The sequence below is a fragment of the Sporosarcina quadrami genome (assembly GCF_014836615.1).
GTDB lineage: Bacteria > Bacillota > Bacilli > Bacillales_A > Planococcaceae > Sporosarcina > Sporosarcina quadrami.
In genome coordinates, this window is the sequence record NZ_JACSQN010000010.1 from 136,132 (window position 1) to 152,224 (window position 16,093).

The following is a 16,093-nucleotide window of genomic DNA, read 5'->3' on the forward strand; positions in this document are numbered from 1 at the left end:
ATTACTTCCTCCGTTCCTTCACCAACTTCATTAACTCATCCATATCTTTTTCACTTAATTCCTTCCCAGCATAAAAAGTATTCACAAAACTCGTGAAGGAATTTCCGTGATATTGCTTAATAAAATTTCCTGTTTCGAACTTAAGGTAATCTTCTTTCGTTACCAGCGGAATATAAGTGCGTTCTTTACCTTTCTTCTCTGTTTTTAAAAATCCCCGCTCAACAAGTCGAAGCATTAATGAGATAACCGTAGGGGCTTTCCATTTTTTCTCGTTACCTAATTGCTCCATAATAATCTTCGTAGTTAGTGGTGGTTCATTTGTCCATACAACCTTCATAATTTCAAATTCAGCGTCAGGAATCTTTTTCAACCGACTCACATCCTCTCTCCTTACTATCACTAGCCTGCAGATTAATAATATTAGACAACTGCCTATAATGATATTTTACATCTGCCTAAAATAAAGTCAAGCGCAACAGATTTCTTTTTCAGAGTACTAAATAAATTAGGCTTATTTATAAAATTTTACCCAGGTCTTACTTTCAAAAATTGACGTAAAAAGTAAAGGTAGTATCGTGATGTCAAATGTAAGTATCCTCTACCAACTATTATTCGGTTTGTATCTAAGAATAAAACATGCAACAGGTTTTTAAGTAGACTTTTAAAAAATCATCTAATTGTTTTAAATGATTTTCGAAAGAACTTTGTTAATCTATAGTGAAGGGTATTTTTCTTGTGAAGAGGTAAGGGCGTGTTATGAAAGGTGAAGACGATTGAAGATTACATATTGATTCGGAAAATAAAGATGGGTGACACAGAAGCGTGGGAAGCTCTTGTTACGAAGTATTATGATCAAATCTTTTCGTTTTGCGTACGAAGATGTTTAGGGGACCGGGTTTTGGCCACGGATTTAACGCAGAATATCTTTCTGAAAGTGGTCGAAAACATGGATAGTTATAAGTTTAGCGGAAAGTTCTTTAACTATTTATTTACGATTACCGTCAATGTATGCAATAACTACTACCGGAAAAAGAAACTCACGCAGTTTGAGTTGGATGAAACCATATTACACTCCGATTCAGAAGTGACAATCAATCATTTAATTAAGCAGGAAAATATTAACCAGCTGCAAATCGCATTAAATACACTTCCCGATATTCAAAGAGAGGCGCTGATCCTAAAATATTACCATGATTTAAAAGTGAAAGACATTGCTAAAATTATGGGTGTAGGTGTTGCCACTTCTCAATCAAGGATTAATCAGGGATTAAAAAAGTTAAATCAATTACTTGATAGAGAGGAGTTTATGAATGGATAACAAAACGATTAAAAAATGGGCACGCAATGAAATCAAAGGAGACGAAGCACAGAAACAGCTGGTCATTGAGTTAGGAAAGCAAAAAATTAATCAAAACCAGCTTCGCCACTATTCTCTGTTCAACCTGTTTTGCTCAACCTTAAGATTCACGAGAATGCGTACGTGGCTTGTCCAATTTTCCCTGCTCCTTTTAACCTCATTTTTCATTACTAAGGCGATCAATAATGAGCCGTCTATACTGATCATTCAATGTGTAACAATCTCAATCATTTTTTCAACGATTTTCTTTACCGAAGAATTATTTCAAAGTTTTACTTCAGGCATGTGGGAATTAGAACAGACACTGAAATATGACTTGCGTCAGCACACAATTACTAAACTGCAAATTTTTGGTGTAGCTGATTTATGTATAATCATCTGTCTTGCCCTTATATGCCAAGGCGTCGTTGCGATTCCGTTCTGGCAGATCATTTTATATTTATTAGTTCCTTTTAATATAACGTGCATCGTGCTATTTTCCTTGTTCACCTTTTGGAGGAATCATCTAACCTCTTTCGTTTTCTGGGTAGGCTCAGGACTTATTCTTATGGGTGCCGTTATTGCAATAAATGTATTTAACATTTATGAATTCAGTATGGTGTATTGGGGACTCGGCTTTACGGTATCTGCCGTATTTTTAGGCGTCATCGTAATAGAGGTGATGAAGATAAAGAAATGGGAGGCGTATTATTAATGCAGCTGGAATTAAAGAATGTCACGAAAAGCTATGACGACATAATCGCGTTGAATGACGTTTCACTTTGTTTAGCGCCTGGTGTTTACGGACTTCTCGGATCGAATGGGTCAGGAAAAACAACGTTATTTCGAATAATAAGCGGTGTGCTTAAACAAACTACCGGCACAGTTACATATAACGAGAAGGACATTAGAGCCAATTCAGATGAATTCCGCTCCATATTGGGCTTTTTACCGCAGGATTTCAGCTATTACCCTGACTTTACCGGCATGAAGTTCATGTTATATATTGCAGCACTTAAAGGGATCAATAGAAATTTCGCTAAAAGAAGATGCTTGGAGCTTCTAAAGTTAGTTGGCTTGGATGACGTGAAAGATAAAAAGATCAAAAAATACTCTGGTGGGATGAAACAACGGCTAGGCATTGCTCAGGCAATGATTAATGATCCCGAAGTATTGATACTCGATGAACCGACTGTTGGCTTGGATCCAAAAGAACGCGTGCGATTCAGGAATTTAATTAGTTCCTTCTCTAAAAATAAAATTGTTATCCTTTCAACTCATATCGTTTCAGATATTGAATATATTGCAGACGAAATTCTTGTCTTGAATAAGGGAGTTCTTGAAAACAGAGGTCCTTCCTCCAAGTTGATAGAAACCATTCACGGGTACGTCTGGGAAACTGAAATTGAAAACGATAAGCTCGATGACATGTTGATAGTGCACTTGATTAGCAACCAAAAACATGCAGGCAACAGGACAGTCCTCCGAATTATCTCGAAAGAAAAACCTACACCTGATGCAAAACAAGTGCAGCCGACATTGGAAGATCTGTATCTATATTATTTCAGGATGGAGGCGGGACGATGAAAACAATAGTGAAGTATGAGATGGAAAAAATAAAGCAAAATAAAACGTTTATCGGAGCGTTATTTATCTCATTATTTGTGTTAGCGGGTATATTGTATGTTGGCTTCTATCATGCCCAACTTTATGGAATTGACCGTGAAGGTGTTGAAAAGTACCATCAGATTGTAGAGAAAAGTACAGGTGAGTTTAATGATCAAAGAGTAAAAAAAGTTCTAACCAATTACATAGAAAGCTATCAAAGCAATGATGCGAATACTAAAGGCTTTGACTTATTCTCCTGGGAAATTGCAAATACATTTATTGCAGAAGGAGAAAATGTCTACGACCAGATAAATGATGCAATGAAGCAAGGCGATAAAATTACAATTGATCAAATCAATCTTAAATCAATAGAGGAAATTGGCTTTACTGAATTTCAAGAGCCTTTAACAATGGGTAGTTTTGTGACATGGAAGGACCTCTATAACGTCACAAACCAGTTATTCCTCCTAATAAGTATTCTTTCAATTTTAGTATGCTGCCTTGTATTCTCCAGCGATACGTCGAGAAATATGAATTCGCTCCTATTATCTACAAGGCTAGGCAGAAAACAATTGACCATCGCAAAAATCATAGCCGCCACATTCATTTCGCTTTTTATATTCCTTTTTATCCATGGATTATCACTAGGAGCATTTACCGTATACAATGACGGCTTCACTGGTTGGGACACAAGTATTCAAACAAACTTCTCTATGGAGCTGTTTAGATTTCCAGTTGAACTTAATCAGTTACAAGTATTTGGTTTAGCGATTGCGCTTCAATTTCTCAGCTTGCTGGCAATCGTTGCAATCACACTATATGTCTCCGCTACTACCCGTTCGCCGTTCAGTTCATTACTCATCGGATTAGGCTTATTTCTTTTGCCGAAAGCATTGACGCAACTTATTAAAAGAGGTCCCATTTATCACTTGCTAAACTTGTTTCCAATTAACAATTATTCGGTAAAAGACTTTTTAACACTGATGAGCGCTAAAACGGAATTTTTCCTCGCTCATTTCGTGCAAAATATGATACTCACCATGGTTGTTCTCGTGGCGATTGCAATTATTTTTAATTTTGCTGTGTATCAGCGGATGAAACAGTATCAAGAGGTATAATTCTTTTAGAAGACAAGGATTCGTGCTTTCTAACAATTGCGCTCTGTTGCTTGAAGCGAAGGACGGTCGACTCTGGAGGAATCAGCGAAAGCCGTAACGAAGAACGGCTTTTGCGAGACAAAGTGTTAGCTTTTCGAGCACCTCTGTCTTAATTTCTGTAAAGGACACAGAAATAAAACCCCTGCCTTAGTTTTTATTAATAGCACAGAAACATGGCAAAGCGAGTTCTTCGTTACTCGCTTGGAAAACGTGCCGTCTGGAGCGCAAAGAAACATTTGATGCTGATCTGTTCAATGAACAAGCCACACACTTCTAATCAATTCTAACATATGATATACAAATATTCCCAAATGTGTATTCATTTCAGTGCTAGTATTGAAATGAATACTATTTAACGTTTCACCCTATTTATTGTACAAGCCGTGCTTTTTTTTATTCGTTGGGCATAAGGTAGTTGTATGCAAGTAACCAATCGAAAAGAAAGGATGGTTATCATATACGGCACAATTACGGAATACATGGGGACAGCCTATACAGGGCTAGGAACGGCTCACAAATACGACACACTGATTGCCACCGCTGAAAAGACAATCTTCTTAAAAGCACCGCCCACTAACGCGCTTTCTGGCTTATTGGACGAAGCTGCCACGTACTTTATCAAAAGAGGATTTGATGTAGACCGATTCAACAATCCGGCAGATCCGGACAGGACGGATGCGGTTTTCATTAATGAATTCAAGTTGTTCATTATCCAATCATCCCATCCCGTAGCACTTGAACCAACTGAACTCGGCGGACGCCATGAGGTCATCAGTTTTTATGATGTATTTGACAAAGAGAAACTCCGTACACAGGCGACCGAATTAGAAGCAATTAGCCAGGAATCCAAAAAGACACTATTTAAAATGTTACGCGCAATGAATGATGCGAAGATGATTCATGAAGAGAAAGAGCATGTGAACATTGAAAGGATGATGTGGCCCCAACACGAACAGCTCATCCTTTCATTGAAAAACGAATTATTCGGCACGATGAAGCTCCATAAAAAATCGACCGTTTCCCATAGAATTGCAGGATCGCTTGCACCAGGAGGGGCACGTGATTTTATTCCTTCCATTACGAGCCGTATGAAGAGGCGTCTGTTGATGAAAGGGTTGTCGGGAACAGGGAAGTCTACGATGTTGAAGACGCTCGGGAAAGAAGCGGAGTCAAGAGGAATCGATGTGTTGTATGGATGGTGCGGTCTTGATCCGGCAAGTGTAGACCTTGTTTTATTCCCTGAGTTGTCCGTTTGTATTTTCGATGCGACATTGCCCCATGCTTACGATCCGGAAGGCCCTCGTGACGAAATTCTGGATCTCCTTTCCATGTGTTTAGAGGACGAGAAAGCCGAAGAGCGTATTCAAGAGATCGATAGCCGATACAAAGAAAAGATTATGGACGGAACAGGTTATATGCTTGCTTTTGCACAAGCTGAAAGTCGGTTGCGTGATGTGATGGATAAAGCGATGATCCGAAAAAGTTTTGATGAAAAATCACAAGAATTGATGAAAATGATTGAGCGTTGAAACTGTTCTTTCAGCTAGTTTTGTCTTCGTATGCTAAAATGGGGGCATCACCTGTTTGAAAGGAAGATCAATTTGTCAAAAGTTCTCGATGCATATTTACAAGAAAACCTGAAAGAATTACGAGACCAAGGTCTATACAATGAAATCGACCCTGTAGAAGGTCCTAATGGTCCAATCATTAAAATTAAAGGAAAAGATTTAATCAATCTATCCTCCAATAACTATTTAGGTCTTGCTACAGATGAAGATTTGAAAAAATTAGCTATTGCAGCGACGCAAAAGTACGGTGTAGGAGCAGGTGCAGTCCGTACAATTAACGGGACGCTTGATATCCATCTAAAGCTTGAGCAGAAACTTGCAGAATTCAAAGGGACGGAAGCGGCGATTTCGTATCAGTCTGGTTTCAACTGTAATATGGCTGCTATTTCTGCAGTCATGACGAAGCAAGATGCGATTCTGTCGGATGAATTAAATCACGCTTCCATCATTGATGGTTGCCGTCTATCTGGAGCTAAGATCATCCGTATAAACCATCAGGACATGGACGATTTGCGTGCGAAAGCGAAAGCTGCAAAGGAATCAGGGCAGTATGGCAAGCTGATGTATATTACAGATGGCGTCTTCTCAATGGACGGCGACATTGCAAAGTTACCTGAAATTGTTGAGATTGCGAAAGAATTTGATTTGATTACTTATGTCGATGATGCACATGGATCAGGCGTAACAGGATTAGGTAAAGGGACAGTGAAGCATTTCGGTCTTGAAAAAGAGATTGACTTCCAAATTGGCACACTATCGAAAGCAATCGGTGTTGTCGGCGGTTATGTCGCTGGAACGAAAAACCTCATTGACTGGCTGAAAGTACGTTCACGTCCGTTTTTATTCTCGACAGCTCTCCCTGCAGGCGACGTTGCGGCAATTATGGGTGCGTTGGACAAAATTATGGAATCCACAGAACTGCATGATAAGTTATGGGGAAATGGCCGTTATTTGAAAGACGGATTACAAAAACTAGGCTTCGATATCGGTGTATCAGAAACGCCAATTACACCATGTATCATTGGAGAAGAGAAATTGACGCAACAGTTTTCTGCTCGTTTGAGTGAAGAAGGCGTTTACGCGAAGTCAATCGTGTTCCCGACAGTGGCAAAGGGCTCTGGTCGCGTGCGTAATATGCCGACAGCAGCCCATACGAAAGAAATGCTGGATGACGCACTTGCTATCTATGAAAAGGTAGGAAAAGAGTTAGGCGTCATTTCATAAGATTACGTAACAACTCCCGTATCAGCGAAGATTCATTGCTGGTATGGGAGTTTTTTGTTTAAAACAGGTAACATCTATAATTAAATATAGTTATTTTTAACTATTTTATATTACATTATGATTACTTTATAGGGAAAAGGGTAATAAATAATTTAGAAAGATTGAATCGTAAAGGATGATAGTATGCGCTATAACGAAAGTATTCATTTATTCCAATCGAACGGGAAAATCGGTCCTTCAATTGTTAAATTTAGATATGAAAAGATCAAAAAAATTATGCTGATGATTATACAAGAAGCGGGCGTCATTACATTCGAAGAGCTTGCTCTACGCACGATGAAACGGTTGACACCATTTGACGGGAACAATCAATGGTATATGGAAGCGATTGTAACGGATCTTGAAGTAAGAGGACAACTGGAGTGTCCGATGCTGAATGGACAATTGTTTGTGAAGAGGGCCAGTTAATCAATTGGTAATGAATTATAATTGGATATATATCCAATAGAAAACCCATCCTCAGAGAAAAGATGGGCTTTCTTTGCGTTATCGAATTTTCATTTGAGTTTTTCCGCCATTCTTTTCAACATGTGATGGACGACATATCGTTGCATACCGACTGCGTGTTTTGTCGCAAGCGCAGATTCTGTTTCAAATGAACTCACCTCATTACGTTTGACCGCAATGATTGCTTTTAATGAATGAGACATCCATGGCGTTCCAAGTTTTGAAAGGCATTCTGATGCTTTCTCCTTATTACTCGTCATTGCAAAGCCTATCCCTGCGTAAAAATGCTTATATGCAGGATCCTTCATTGTTTTCGCTTCTTCAATTAACCCTCGCCAATCCTTCTTAAAGAACAGCAAATTCGCTTTATACACTTCTTGTACTTCCGCATTTGCATAGGATTTCAAAATCCGATTCAATGCATGAATGACGTCCTCATCCGTTCCGTGTGCCAGAGCATGCGCATAACCGAAAATCGGTTTGCTTTTATGATTCGTCAAATAACGGCCAATGAGTTTTAAATTCCGTGATTTGTAGATGATATAGAATGGATAGCCCATTGATATAGCGAATGTAAACACCATAAGCAACGTAAAAACGAGCCATGTCGATACGCCAGCTGTAAATAAACCGACAGCGAGCAAAGCACTTACAACAATAACAATCGTATAACTCATGTATTTACTGAACATGTTGCACCCCAAATGTTTTTCTTCTAGTATAACAGAATTCCATTCGTAAAAGTTTGCTGAAAATATACATGGTTGTGTTTCGTAGAAGAACATAATATAATCATCATGTATTGATAATTATGCGTTTTTACGCTGTAAATAAAAGAGTGTCCTTCCCATAAACACATTTGACCGCTAGGAGGAGTACAGTATGAAAAAAATCATTGTTACCGGAGCTCTTGGACAGATTGGCTCTGAGTTAATTGCTAAATTGCAAAAAGAATACGGTGAAAATAATGTTCTATCTACAGATATCCGGAAACCTGAACAGCCAGTTACGGGTCCTTTTGAAATTCTCGATGTAACGGACGGCAAGCGTATGCATGAATTGGCGAAAGACTTTGGTGCAGATACGATGATGCATATGGCAGCTTTACTTTCTGCAAAAGCGGAATCAGATCCTTTATTCGCCTGGAATTTAAATATGGGCGGCCTCATGAATTCACTTGAAGTATCACGCGAACTGGATATGGCTTTCTTTACGCCAAGTTCTATCGGTGCATTTGGTCCTTCGACACCAAAAGTGAATTCACCACAAGATACGTTGCAACGTCCGACAACAATGTACGGTGTTAATAAAGTGGCGGGCGAACTACTATGTGATTATTACTTCAATCGTTTCGGTCTCGACACACGTGGCGTGCGATTCCCAGGGTTAATCTCCTATGTTGCGCAACCTGGCGGAGGAACGACAGACTACGCAGTCGATATTTACTATAAAGCGCTGGAAGAAGGAAAATACGAATCGTTCATCGCTGAAGGTACTCACATGGATATGATGTATATGCCTGATGCTTTGCAGGCGATCGTTGACTTGATGGAAGCAGACCCTGCGAAATTAATTCACCGCAATGCGTTCAACGTGACAGCAATGAGCTTTGAACCGGGCGAAATCGCAGCATCTATTCAAAAGCATATTCCCGATTTCCAGATGTCTTATGATGTAGATCCTATCCGTCAAGCAATCGCTGACAGTTGGCCGGACAGTATCGATCCATCAGCCGCTGTAGCGGAATGGGGCTTTAAAACGACGTATGATTTGGAAGCGATGACTGCAGATATGCTTGAAAAACTGAAGACTAAACTGCAAATCTAAAAAACAAAGACCGTCAATCCTATTATGGAATGACGGTCTTATTTTTAAAACAATAAATGTGCTACACCCGCAACAATCGGCAATGCGATCAATGTACGGAGTAAGAAAATGATAATTAAATCCAAAATGTTCAACGGAATTTTAGTTCCTAAAATCAGGCCGCCAACTTCAGACATGTAGATTAGCTGGACGACAGATATTGTTGCAATCGTGAATAGTGTGATAGGTGACGTAATGACACCGTCCGCCAAAATGACCGGTAAAAACATGTCCGCGAATCCGACAACCATCATTTGTGCGGCTTCAGCAGCTTCAGGGATATTGAGCAACGCGAGAATCGGTTCGAATGGTTTCCCTAAAATTGTGAAGACACTTGTATACTCGGCAAGGACAAGTGCTACCGTACCGAACGCCATGACTACAGGTGCAACACCAATCCACATATCAAGGACGTTTTTCATGCCGTCTTTAAAGATTGTTGAGATTGAACGGTTTTTCGATGCCGTGTCGAGCGCATACTCAAGTCCGTGATTGAGAACGTTATAGCCTTCCGGTAACTTTTCCTCTGCACCGGTAAACTCGCGTCCATCGATATATTCTTCTTTTTTACCTCTGAGTGGATAAATACGCGGCATTATGAGTGCCAAAATAATACCTGTCAAAATGACAGTTGCGTAAAACGGTAGGAAGTACTTCGCCATCCCGACCGTCTCAATGATGACGATTGAAAACGTGATGGAAACAACTGAAAACGTTGTTGCTATAATAGCAGCTTCACGTTTTGTATAATGACCTTCTTCATACTGTTTACTTGTCAATAAAACCCCGATTGTCCCGTCACCAATCCAAGACGCCAACGCATCAATAGATGAACGCCCAGGCAAGTTGAACAACGGACGCATCACTTTTACCATCATCGTTCCGAAGAATTCCAACAGACCGAAATTCAACAACAACGGCAATAATAGTCCTGCAAACAGGAAAATTGTAAATAGGAATGATACAAGGCCGTCCGGCGCTAGCAGTAAGCCGCCTGTGTTTTCGCTCCAAATTGCTTCCGGTCCAATTTTAAACGTCACCATAATTGCGAAAATCGCTCCGATTATGCGTGTCACAGTCCAAAACGGTGTAACTTTGAATAAGCTCTCCATGAGGGGTGGTTTAGAATTACTACGCGGGATGAATAAAAATACAAATGAGCCTATCGCCGCGATTATAATAATGAACATTGCCGCCATCGGCATTGCTGGTTCAACCCAACCAGACAGGATTGCAGCAAATTTAGCGATTGGAACTTTCCATTCATCACCAAATTTGAATGGGATCATGAATAAGAAAATACCGAGTAGTGAAGGTATTAAGAAAAAAAGCCAAGTGGATATACTATGTTTTTTCAAGTGAATGACGCTCCTTGTGAATAAAGTATCGTTTATATTGTATAATTATACATTCTAGTGATTTTTGTAGTCATTGTAAATATAATAGCACAATGTTGTAGTTTTCAGTTATTATTTTCAAAAAATATTTGTTTATGAAGAATTTTCATAGTGTTATGCATTCTGTGTTTCGATACGCCCGGTCTACGTTTCGTTACGAAGCGTTTACGTTTCGATACGCGGCATCTACGTTTCGATACGTGCTGCCTACGTTTCGTTGCGAAGCGTTTACGTTTCGATACGAGTCATCTACGTTTCGATGCGCGCGCTACGTTTCGTTGCGGAGCGTTTACGTTTCGATACGCGCTGTCTACGTTGTGTTGCGCGCGCTACGTTTCGTTGCGAAGCGTTTACGTTTCGATACGAGTCATCTAAGTTTCGATACGCGCTGCCTAGGTTTCGTTGCGCGCGTTACGTTTCGTTACGAAGCGTTTACGTTTCGATACGTGCTGCCTACGTTTCGTTGCGCAAGAGTATCTACACTCCAAACAAAAAAACACCTCTCCCATTTCAAAAGGAGAGGTGCTGTTCATTCGAAATCATTGTTCCAATCATACGTATAAAAGCGTTCTGTGTGAAGCCATTTCAACGCGTCGGCATCATTTTCCGCAAGACGTTTTTCCATATCGCGCATCATCCAGACGGTCTGGGAAGCGTGGGAGTTCAATGTAGCGATTTTCTTGTCGGCGACAGCTTCGACATTGTGTATGATATCCGGTTCACCGAGGATTTCCAGTGTGTTGTTTGCGAATGCGATTGTATACAATGACGGTCGATCCGCTACAGGCATGCGTCTAATTGCACGGACAACAGCCCGCGCGGTTGCATCATGGTCAGGATGGACGGACAATCCTGGGTAGAAGGAGATGACGAGTGAAGGATTCGTATCATTGATTAAATCCTCGACAAGTTTCACCATTTTTTCATCGTCTTCGAATTCGATTGTTTTATCACGGAGACCCATCATTCGTAAATCAGACAACCCCATGGATGCAGCGGCTTGTAGCAATTCTTTTTTCCGGATCAGCGGCAATGTTTCACGGTTTGCAAAAGGTGGGTTTCCTAGGTTGCGACCCATTTCACCTAGCGTTAGACATGCGTATGTTACAGGTACACCCATCTCGATATAAGTGGAAATTGTTCCTGATACACCGAAAGCCTCATCGTCAGGATGGGGGAATATGACGAGTACGTGACGTTCTTCTTTTATCATCGAAAAGCCTCCTTAATGTTGCTTTCAAACGGTTTAATATGTAAAAGGTGTTTCGCTGATTTCAAGTGAAACAGCTAGTTTTCCTTCAGGATCAAGTCCAGCCATGAGCAGTCGATCTTTTTCATCGACTGTGTAGTGCGTAATTCCTTGTGCATATATCCAGCCGTATGGTAATTTCAGTCCAATACGGTGAGGTGAATCGCCTGCCACTTTGCCGAGCTCGTAGTTGACGACAACGTTCCGAATGAACGCACCTGCGTTAAAGAATCCTTCTTTGAAATGGCCTGCATAAGCTCCATTCGTCGTTTCGAGGTGGATATATACATCTTTATTTGCAAAGGAATTTAGTAGTTCTTGTAAGTGATTTGGTTGGACCGGTTGCATGTGAAATCCTCCTTCATGAAAAATGCGGATGACTTAAGTATATAGAAAACAGTAAGTGAATGCGATTGACGTGCTTATAGAGGGGATTTAAATAGCCAGATATCCAATAGGAATATCCGGCTAGTAGTACTCTTACATTTCAGTTTCTGTAATTACGGGTGCGCCGACGCGACTTTTTGCTCCATGCATGACAGGGCCGACATATTCATTCAATTTCCAGCCATTAGCAATTGCAGCGGAAACGAATTCCTTCGCTTCAATGACAGCTTCTTTCACGGTGAACCCGTTGGCGAGATTGGCTGTAATTGCGGCTGCAAATGTACAGCCCGCGCCGTGGTTGTAATGTGTATCTGTCTTTTCAGCTTCTAGCAGTGTGAATGTTTTGCCGTCGTAGAACAGGTCGGCCGCTTTGTCGTGGTGCAGTTGCTTTCCGCCTTTGATAACGACATTTCGTGCGCCGAGTGAATGAAGCTTTTCAGCTACCGATTTCATTTGTTCGATTGTAGAAGGGGTTTTCATTCCAGCCAATTGACCTGCTTCGAATAGATTTGGTGTGACGATTTCCGCTTTTGGTAACAAGTATTTAACCATCGCGTCTACAGTGCCGGGATTCAACACTTCGTCATCGCCTTTACATACCATGACCGGATCGATAACGACATGATCCAGTCCGGATTCCGCGATTGCTTCACCAGCGGTCTTAATGACTTCTTCAGTGCTTAACATTCCTGTTTTAATGGCGTCGATGCCTGTTGAGAGTGCTGTTTTGATTTGTGCTTTTAGTACTTCAATCGGTAATGAATATACGTTGTGGCTCCAGTTATTGTCAGGGTCCATTGTGACAACAACTGTCAATGCGGTCATGCCATATGTACCGTGTTCCTGGAATGTCTTCAAGTCGGCTTGGATACCGGCGCCTCCCGAAGTATCTGATCCTGCGATTGTTAATGTCTTCTTCATCGTCATAATCGGTAATCTCCTTCATATTGAATTGTCATCGTTCTTATATGATAATAAAGCGCAGGAACAATTACAATTGTCGGACTTCAAAGAAGGAAAGCGTTTTACCTGCATTGTGTCATATGTATTGTTTGCCAGGAAACTTTCCGCTAGTCTATACGTACAACTTAGTAGGACAAATGAAACGATAGATTTGTAATGAAAGAACGTTAACTTATAGGTAAATTATTTTAATTGAATAGAAGGTGGTGTGTACATGGACAATCGGAAGAAGATCGAGCAGATGGAGAAAGCATTGCGAGAATTGAAGGCGGCTGAGTCGGAAAGTGCTGTGACGATGGAAGAGGCTTTCGGACGAGAAAAAAACAGTATCCGCAAGAGGAGAAGGCTGTTTTCCCCTATTAAAACGATGAAGCGCTGGGTCATTCTTATGGCAGTTCTCGCAATACTTTTAGTAGCAGCAATTCCTTTCGTGACGTTTTTTATGCTCAAACAAGGTAGCACGTTTACTGAAGAGAAAGGTGTTTTCTTGGAACGCATCCAGGATCTTAATGAAATGGCGACAGCTGAAGCTTATACGAAAGTGATTGTCGAAAGGACAGATAACCAACTGTTTGGCCAAAGCATCGGGTTGAACGTTCCCGGCACGAAACGGCAACTGTTAGTCGTTATTCCAGGGTCCATTAAAGCGGGAATTGATATGTCTAGTGTGACGGAAAAGGATGTATCGATAGATGAAGAGAAAAAAACAGTGAAACTGCTTTTGCCAAGTGCTGAGTTTTTAGGCGGAGCAGAAATCTATTTTGATAATGTAGAAGTCTATTCCTATGAAGGCGTTTTCCGTGAGAAAGCGGATATTAAAGAAGCTTACGAGCTAGCAAATGAAGCACAAACACTTATTGAAGAAGAGGCGACTGGACAAGGTGTGCTGAAAATGGCGCAGTTCAATGCTGAAAAAACGTTGAAGGAAATGTTTTCATTTGCAGGTTATGATGTGACGATCGAGTTCAAGGAGCGTGTTGGAGATGGAGAATAGACCCTTTGGAAACGATTGGGATGACGTGCTTGCGGGTGAGTTCGAGAAAGAATACTATGCAAGATTGCGCTCATATTTAAAGGAGCAGTACGAAAGTCGAAACGTTTATCCTCTGATGGAAGATATGTGGACAGCCTTCAAATTGACGCCTTTTAATAAGGTGAAAATCGTCATATTAGGACAAGATCCTTATCACGGACCAGGACAAGCCCATGGATTAAGCTTTTCTGTACAACCGGGCGTCAAATTTCCACCGAGTCTGCGAAATATTTTCAAAGAATTGCAGACGGATATTGGATGTGAAATCCCTGAAAATGGGACGTTGACAGGATGGGCGAAACAAGGAGTACTCATGTTGAACACGGTTCTGACAGTTAGGGACGGAGAAGCGCATTCACATCGTAAACACGGATGGGAGCATTTTACGGACGAAGTGATCCGTCGTTTGTCTGAACGTGAAGAACCGGTTGTTTTCATCTTATGGGGACGACCTGCTCAAGAGAAGAAGAGCTTGATCGACCTCTCGAGGAATGCGATTATCGAATCTGTCCATCCAAGTCCACTAAGCGCAAGCCGCGGGTTTTTCGGGAGCCGACCGTTTTCGGAAACAAATGCAGTATTGCTAGGGTGGAATGAAGAGCCGATTGACTGGTGCCACACGGATGCGGAGCTTTAAAAGGTTCCCTCTCCGTGGTACAGTTACTAGGAAAAGAGGTTGATCGTATGGCTGTAAACTGTTTCAACTGTCAGTACTTTTTCGTCACATGGGACCCGAAATCGCCTCGTGGCTGCAAAGCATATGGATTTAAAACGCGCGAACTACCGTCGACTGTTGTCAGACGGTCTTCAGGCATGGAATGTTTGAAATTCGAACCGAAGAAAGGGGCTGACCGAAGATGATTGCACCTACACGGATACTTGTGGAAATGGAACGTCAATTATCCCTTGCAAAAACCGCAAACAACGAACAGGCGATGCGGGAAGCGTTGAACGCAATCAGTTCGTTATGCCAAGTTGTGCTCGGAAGTGAAATGGCTGTTGCTCAAACTCCTTCTGTGAAAGCAGAGTTGAATGTAGCGCCGATTATGCAACAACCTACAGTTTCGCAAGTTACGTCACTTGATAGTAAGCCGTTGATTGAGAAAGACGCGAATGGTGGCTCGATCTTCGATTTCTGATTGTCGGGGAATCGACAAGTTTGAAACGGTGAATCGAAACGAGAACGGTTATGATGAAGGAAGACTATTTTTATCTTTAATGAGAAAGAAGGAGACTATATGCCATTTTTCATTATCGCAGGGGCGATTAATGCAGCTATCGCTGTTGCATTTGGTGCATTTGGTGCGCATGCTTTAAAAGACCGCTTGTCCGAACATTACCTAGCAGTCTGGGAGACAGCTGTACAATACCAGATGTTTCACGCTATCGCACTACTTGCAATCGGGATTCTCATGAGCTCATCGCTCTTTGGACCGTCGACGCAACTTAGCTGGGCGGGGTATTTGATCCTTGCGGGAATTATTATCTTCTCGGGTAGCTTGTATGTGTTGAGCTTGTCCGGTATCGGCGTGTTAGGCGCGATTACACCGATCGGCGGCGTTGCCTTTATCGTTGGCTGGATTATGTTGATCATTGCGGCGGTAAAGTTTGGGAAATAAATGAAAAAGTGGTCGGTTGGGAGAGAGTATGTTTCTCCAATCGGCTTTTTTTATTTGATTAATGTGTAATAAAGCCGGATTTACTATGTCAAAAGCATTTTGCGGATAGAGTCCATATAATTGTGTAAATAGGAAAAGGCATTTTCCATCCCCTATGATAAAATGTTTTCAACCACGAT

The 16,093-nt window shown here is 41.2% G+C and carries 19 protein-coding genes; 13 read left to right on the plus strand and 6 right to left on the minus strand.

What is annotated here, in order from left to right; all coding sequences use genetic code 11:
- Position 1: 1 nt before the first annotated feature.
- Positions 2–379, minus strand: coding sequence for a BlaI/MecI/CopY family transcriptional regulator (locus H9649_RS12200; protein ID WP_191695172.1), 378 nt, complete (start codon positions 377–379; stop codon positions 2–4).
- Positions 380–763: 384 nt separating this feature from the next.
- On the opposite strand from H9649_RS12200, the gene H9649_RS12205 reads away from it, so the two are divergent.
- The 7 genes from H9649_RS12205 (at position 764) to H9649_RS12235 (ending at position 7,361) form a co-directional block, all read left to right on the plus strand.
- A complete protein-coding gene (locus H9649_RS12205; protein ID WP_191695173.1) occupies positions 764–1,318 on the plus strand; it encodes an RNA polymerase sigma factor in 555 nt (184 codons plus the stop codon).
- Positions 1,311–2,051: a hypothetical protein gene (locus H9649_RS12210; protein WP_191695174.1), complete on the plus strand. Its 741-nt coding sequence runs from the start codon at positions 1,311–1,313 to the stop codon at positions 2,049–2,051. The genes H9649_RS12205 and H9649_RS12210 overlap by 8 nt, the downstream gene beginning before the upstream one ends.
- Positions 2,051–2,923 carry an ABC transporter ATP-binding protein gene (locus tag H9649_RS12215; RefSeq protein ID WP_191695175.1) on the plus strand — a complete coding sequence of 291 codons (873 nt, stop codon included), beginning with the start codon at positions 2,051–2,053 and terminating at the stop codon, positions 2,921–2,923. The genes H9649_RS12210 and H9649_RS12215 overlap by 1 nt, the downstream gene beginning before the upstream one ends.
- Positions 2,920–4,062 (plus strand): ABC transporter permease subunit, encoded by a 1,143-nt coding sequence (locus H9649_RS12220; RefSeq protein ID WP_191695176.1) that lies wholly within the window; start codon positions 2,920–2,922, stop codon positions 4,060–4,062. Before H9649_RS12215 ends, H9649_RS12220 begins: the two co-directional genes overlap by 4 nt.
- A 458-nt stretch (positions 4,063–4,520) precedes the next feature.
- A complete protein-coding gene (locus H9649_RS12225) occupies positions 4,521–5,630 on the plus strand; it encodes a hypothetical protein (protein ID WP_191695177.1) in 1,110 nt (369 codons plus the stop codon).
- A gap of 72 nt (positions 5,631–5,702) precedes the next feature.
- A complete protein-coding gene (locus H9649_RS12230; RefSeq protein ID WP_191695178.1) occupies positions 5,703–6,893 on the plus strand; it encodes a glycine C-acetyltransferase in 1,191 nt (396 codons plus the stop codon).
- A gap of 183 nt (positions 6,894–7,076) precedes the next feature.
- Complete coding sequence (locus H9649_RS12235; RefSeq protein WP_191695179.1) at positions 7,077–7,361, plus strand: DUF6958 family protein; 285 nt, start codon at positions 7,077–7,079, stop codon at positions 7,359–7,361.
- Positions 7,362–7,450: 89 nt separating this feature from the next.
- Here H9649_RS12235 and H9649_RS12240 read toward each other — a convergent pair whose 3' ends face one another.
- Positions 7,451–8,092: a hypothetical protein gene (locus H9649_RS12240; RefSeq protein ID WP_191695180.1), complete on the minus strand. Its 642-nt coding sequence runs from the start codon at positions 8,090–8,092 to the stop codon at positions 7,451–7,453.
- Between the two features lie 190 nt (positions 8,093–8,282).
- On the opposite strand from H9649_RS12240, the gene H9649_RS12245 reads away from it, so the two are divergent.
- The gene (locus H9649_RS12245) at positions 8,283–9,227 is read left to right on the plus strand and encodes an L-threonine 3-dehydrogenase (RefSeq protein WP_191695181.1); all 945 of its coding nucleotides are present in this window, start codon (positions 8,283–8,285) and stop codon (positions 9,225–9,227) included.
- A gap of 44 nt (positions 9,228–9,271) precedes the next feature.
- Here the strand turns inward: H9649_RS12245 and H9649_RS12250 are convergent, their stop codons facing one another.
- From H9649_RS12250 to thiD, 4 genes are all read right to left on the minus strand, one after another.
- Entirely contained in the window at positions 9,272–10,624 is a 1,353-nt protein-coding gene (locus H9649_RS12250; protein ID WP_191695182.1) for a YjiH family protein, read from the minus strand.
- A 568-nt stretch (positions 10,625–11,192) separates the two neighbouring features.
- Complete coding sequence (gene bshB2, locus H9649_RS12255) at positions 11,193–11,876, minus strand: bacillithiol biosynthesis deacetylase BshB2 (protein ID WP_191695183.1); 684 nt, start codon at positions 11,874–11,876, stop codon at positions 11,193–11,195.
- A gap of 33 nt (positions 11,877–11,909) precedes the next feature.
- The gene (locus H9649_RS12260) at positions 11,910–12,260 is read right to left on the minus strand and encodes a YojF family protein (protein ID WP_191695184.1); all 351 of its coding nucleotides are present in this window, start codon (positions 12,258–12,260) and stop codon (positions 11,910–11,912) included.
- Positions 12,261–12,392: 132 nt separating this feature from the next.
- The gene (thiD, locus tag H9649_RS12265; RefSeq protein WP_191695185.1) at positions 12,393–13,226 is read right to left on the minus strand and encodes a bifunctional hydroxymethylpyrimidine kinase/phosphomethylpyrimidine kinase; all 834 of its coding nucleotides are present in this window, start codon (positions 13,224–13,226) and stop codon (positions 12,393–12,395) included.
- Positions 13,227–13,476: 250 nt separating this feature from the next.
- On the opposite strand from thiD, the gene H9649_RS12270 reads away from it, so the two are divergent.
- The 5 genes from H9649_RS12270 (at position 13,477) to H9649_RS12290 (ending at position 15,914) form a co-directional block, all read left to right on the plus strand.
- Positions 13,477–14,256, plus strand: a complete 780-nt coding sequence (locus H9649_RS12270; protein ID WP_191695186.1) for a DUF4230 domain-containing protein — start codon at positions 13,477–13,479, stop codon at positions 14,254–14,256.
- Positions 14,246–14,932 carry a uracil-DNA glycosylase gene (locus H9649_RS12275; RefSeq protein WP_191695187.1) on the plus strand — a complete coding sequence of 229 codons (687 nt, stop codon included), beginning with the start codon at positions 14,246–14,248 and terminating at the stop codon, positions 14,930–14,932. The genes H9649_RS12270 and H9649_RS12275 overlap by 11 nt, the downstream gene beginning before the upstream one ends.
- Before the next feature lie 47 nt (positions 14,933–14,979).
- Positions 14,980–15,156, plus strand: coding sequence for a uracil-DNA glycosylase (locus tag H9649_RS12280; protein ID WP_191695188.1), 177 nt, complete (start codon positions 14,980–14,982; stop codon positions 15,154–15,156).
- Positions 15,153–15,434 carry a YwdI family protein gene (locus H9649_RS12285; RefSeq protein WP_191695189.1) on the plus strand — a complete coding sequence of 94 codons (282 nt, stop codon included), beginning with the start codon at positions 15,153–15,155 and terminating at the stop codon, positions 15,432–15,434. Before H9649_RS12280 ends, H9649_RS12285 begins: the two co-directional genes overlap by 4 nt.
- 99 nt (positions 15,435–15,533) lie before the next feature.
- The gene (locus tag H9649_RS12290) at positions 15,534–15,914 is read left to right on the plus strand and encodes a DUF423 domain-containing protein (RefSeq protein WP_191695190.1); all 381 of its coding nucleotides are present in this window, start codon (positions 15,534–15,536) and stop codon (positions 15,912–15,914) included.
- The last annotated feature ends 179 nt before the right edge of the window (positions 15,915–16,093 follow it).

Excerpts from the sequence above, each read along its gene's own strand:
- bshB2 (WP_191695183.1), bottom strand. The coding sequence starts at position 11,876 with ATGATAAAAGAAGAACGTCACGTACTCGTCATATTCCCCCATCCTGAC.
- H9649_RS12220 (WP_191695176.1), top strand. The coding sequence starts at position 2,920 with ATGAAAACAATAGTGAAGTATGAGATGGAAAAAATAAAGCAAAATAAA.
- H9649_RS12215 (WP_191695175.1), top strand. The coding sequence starts at position 2,051 with ATGCAGCTGGAATTAAAGAATGTCACGAAAAGCTATGACGACATAATC.
- thiD (WP_191695185.1), bottom strand. The coding sequence starts at position 13,226 with ATGACGATGAAGAAGACATTAACAATCGCAGGATCAGATACTTCGGGA.
- H9649_RS12235 (WP_191695179.1), top strand. The coding sequence starts at position 7,077 with ATGCGCTATAACGAAAGTATTCATTTATTCCAATCGAACGGGAAAATC.
- H9649_RS12225 (WP_191695177.1), top strand. The coding sequence starts at position 4,521 with ATGCAAGTAACCAATCGAAAAGAAAGGATGGTTATCATATACGGCACA.
- H9649_RS12210 (WP_191695174.1), top strand. The coding sequence starts at position 1,311 with ATGGATAACAAAACGATTAAAAAATGGGCACGCAATGAAATCAAAGGA.
- H9649_RS12280 (WP_191695188.1), top strand. The coding sequence starts at position 14,980 with ATGGCTGTAAACTGTTTCAACTGTCAGTACTTTTTCGTCACATGGGAC.
- H9649_RS12270 (WP_191695186.1), top strand. The coding sequence starts at position 13,477 with ATGGACAATCGGAAGAAGATCGAGCAGATGGAGAAAGCATTGCGAGAA.
- H9649_RS12245 (WP_191695181.1), top strand. The coding sequence starts at position 8,283 with ATGAAAAAAATCATTGTTACCGGAGCTCTTGGACAGATTGGCTCTGAG.
- H9649_RS12240 (WP_191695180.1), bottom strand. The coding sequence starts at position 8,092 with ATGTTCAGTAAATACATGAGTTATACGATTGTTATTGTTGTAAGTGCT.
- H9649_RS12260 (WP_191695184.1), bottom strand. The coding sequence starts at position 12,260 with ATGCAACCGGTCCAACCAAATCACTTACAAGAACTACTAAATTCCTTT.
- H9649_RS12290 (WP_191695190.1), top strand. The coding sequence starts at position 15,534 with ATGCCATTTTTCATTATCGCAGGGGCGATTAATGCAGCTATCGCTGTT.
- H9649_RS12275 (WP_191695187.1), top strand. The coding sequence starts at position 14,246 with ATGGAGAATAGACCCTTTGGAAACGATTGGGATGACGTGCTTGCGGGT.
- H9649_RS12285 (WP_191695189.1), top strand. The coding sequence starts at position 15,153 with ATGATTGCACCTACACGGATACTTGTGGAAATGGAACGTCAATTATCC.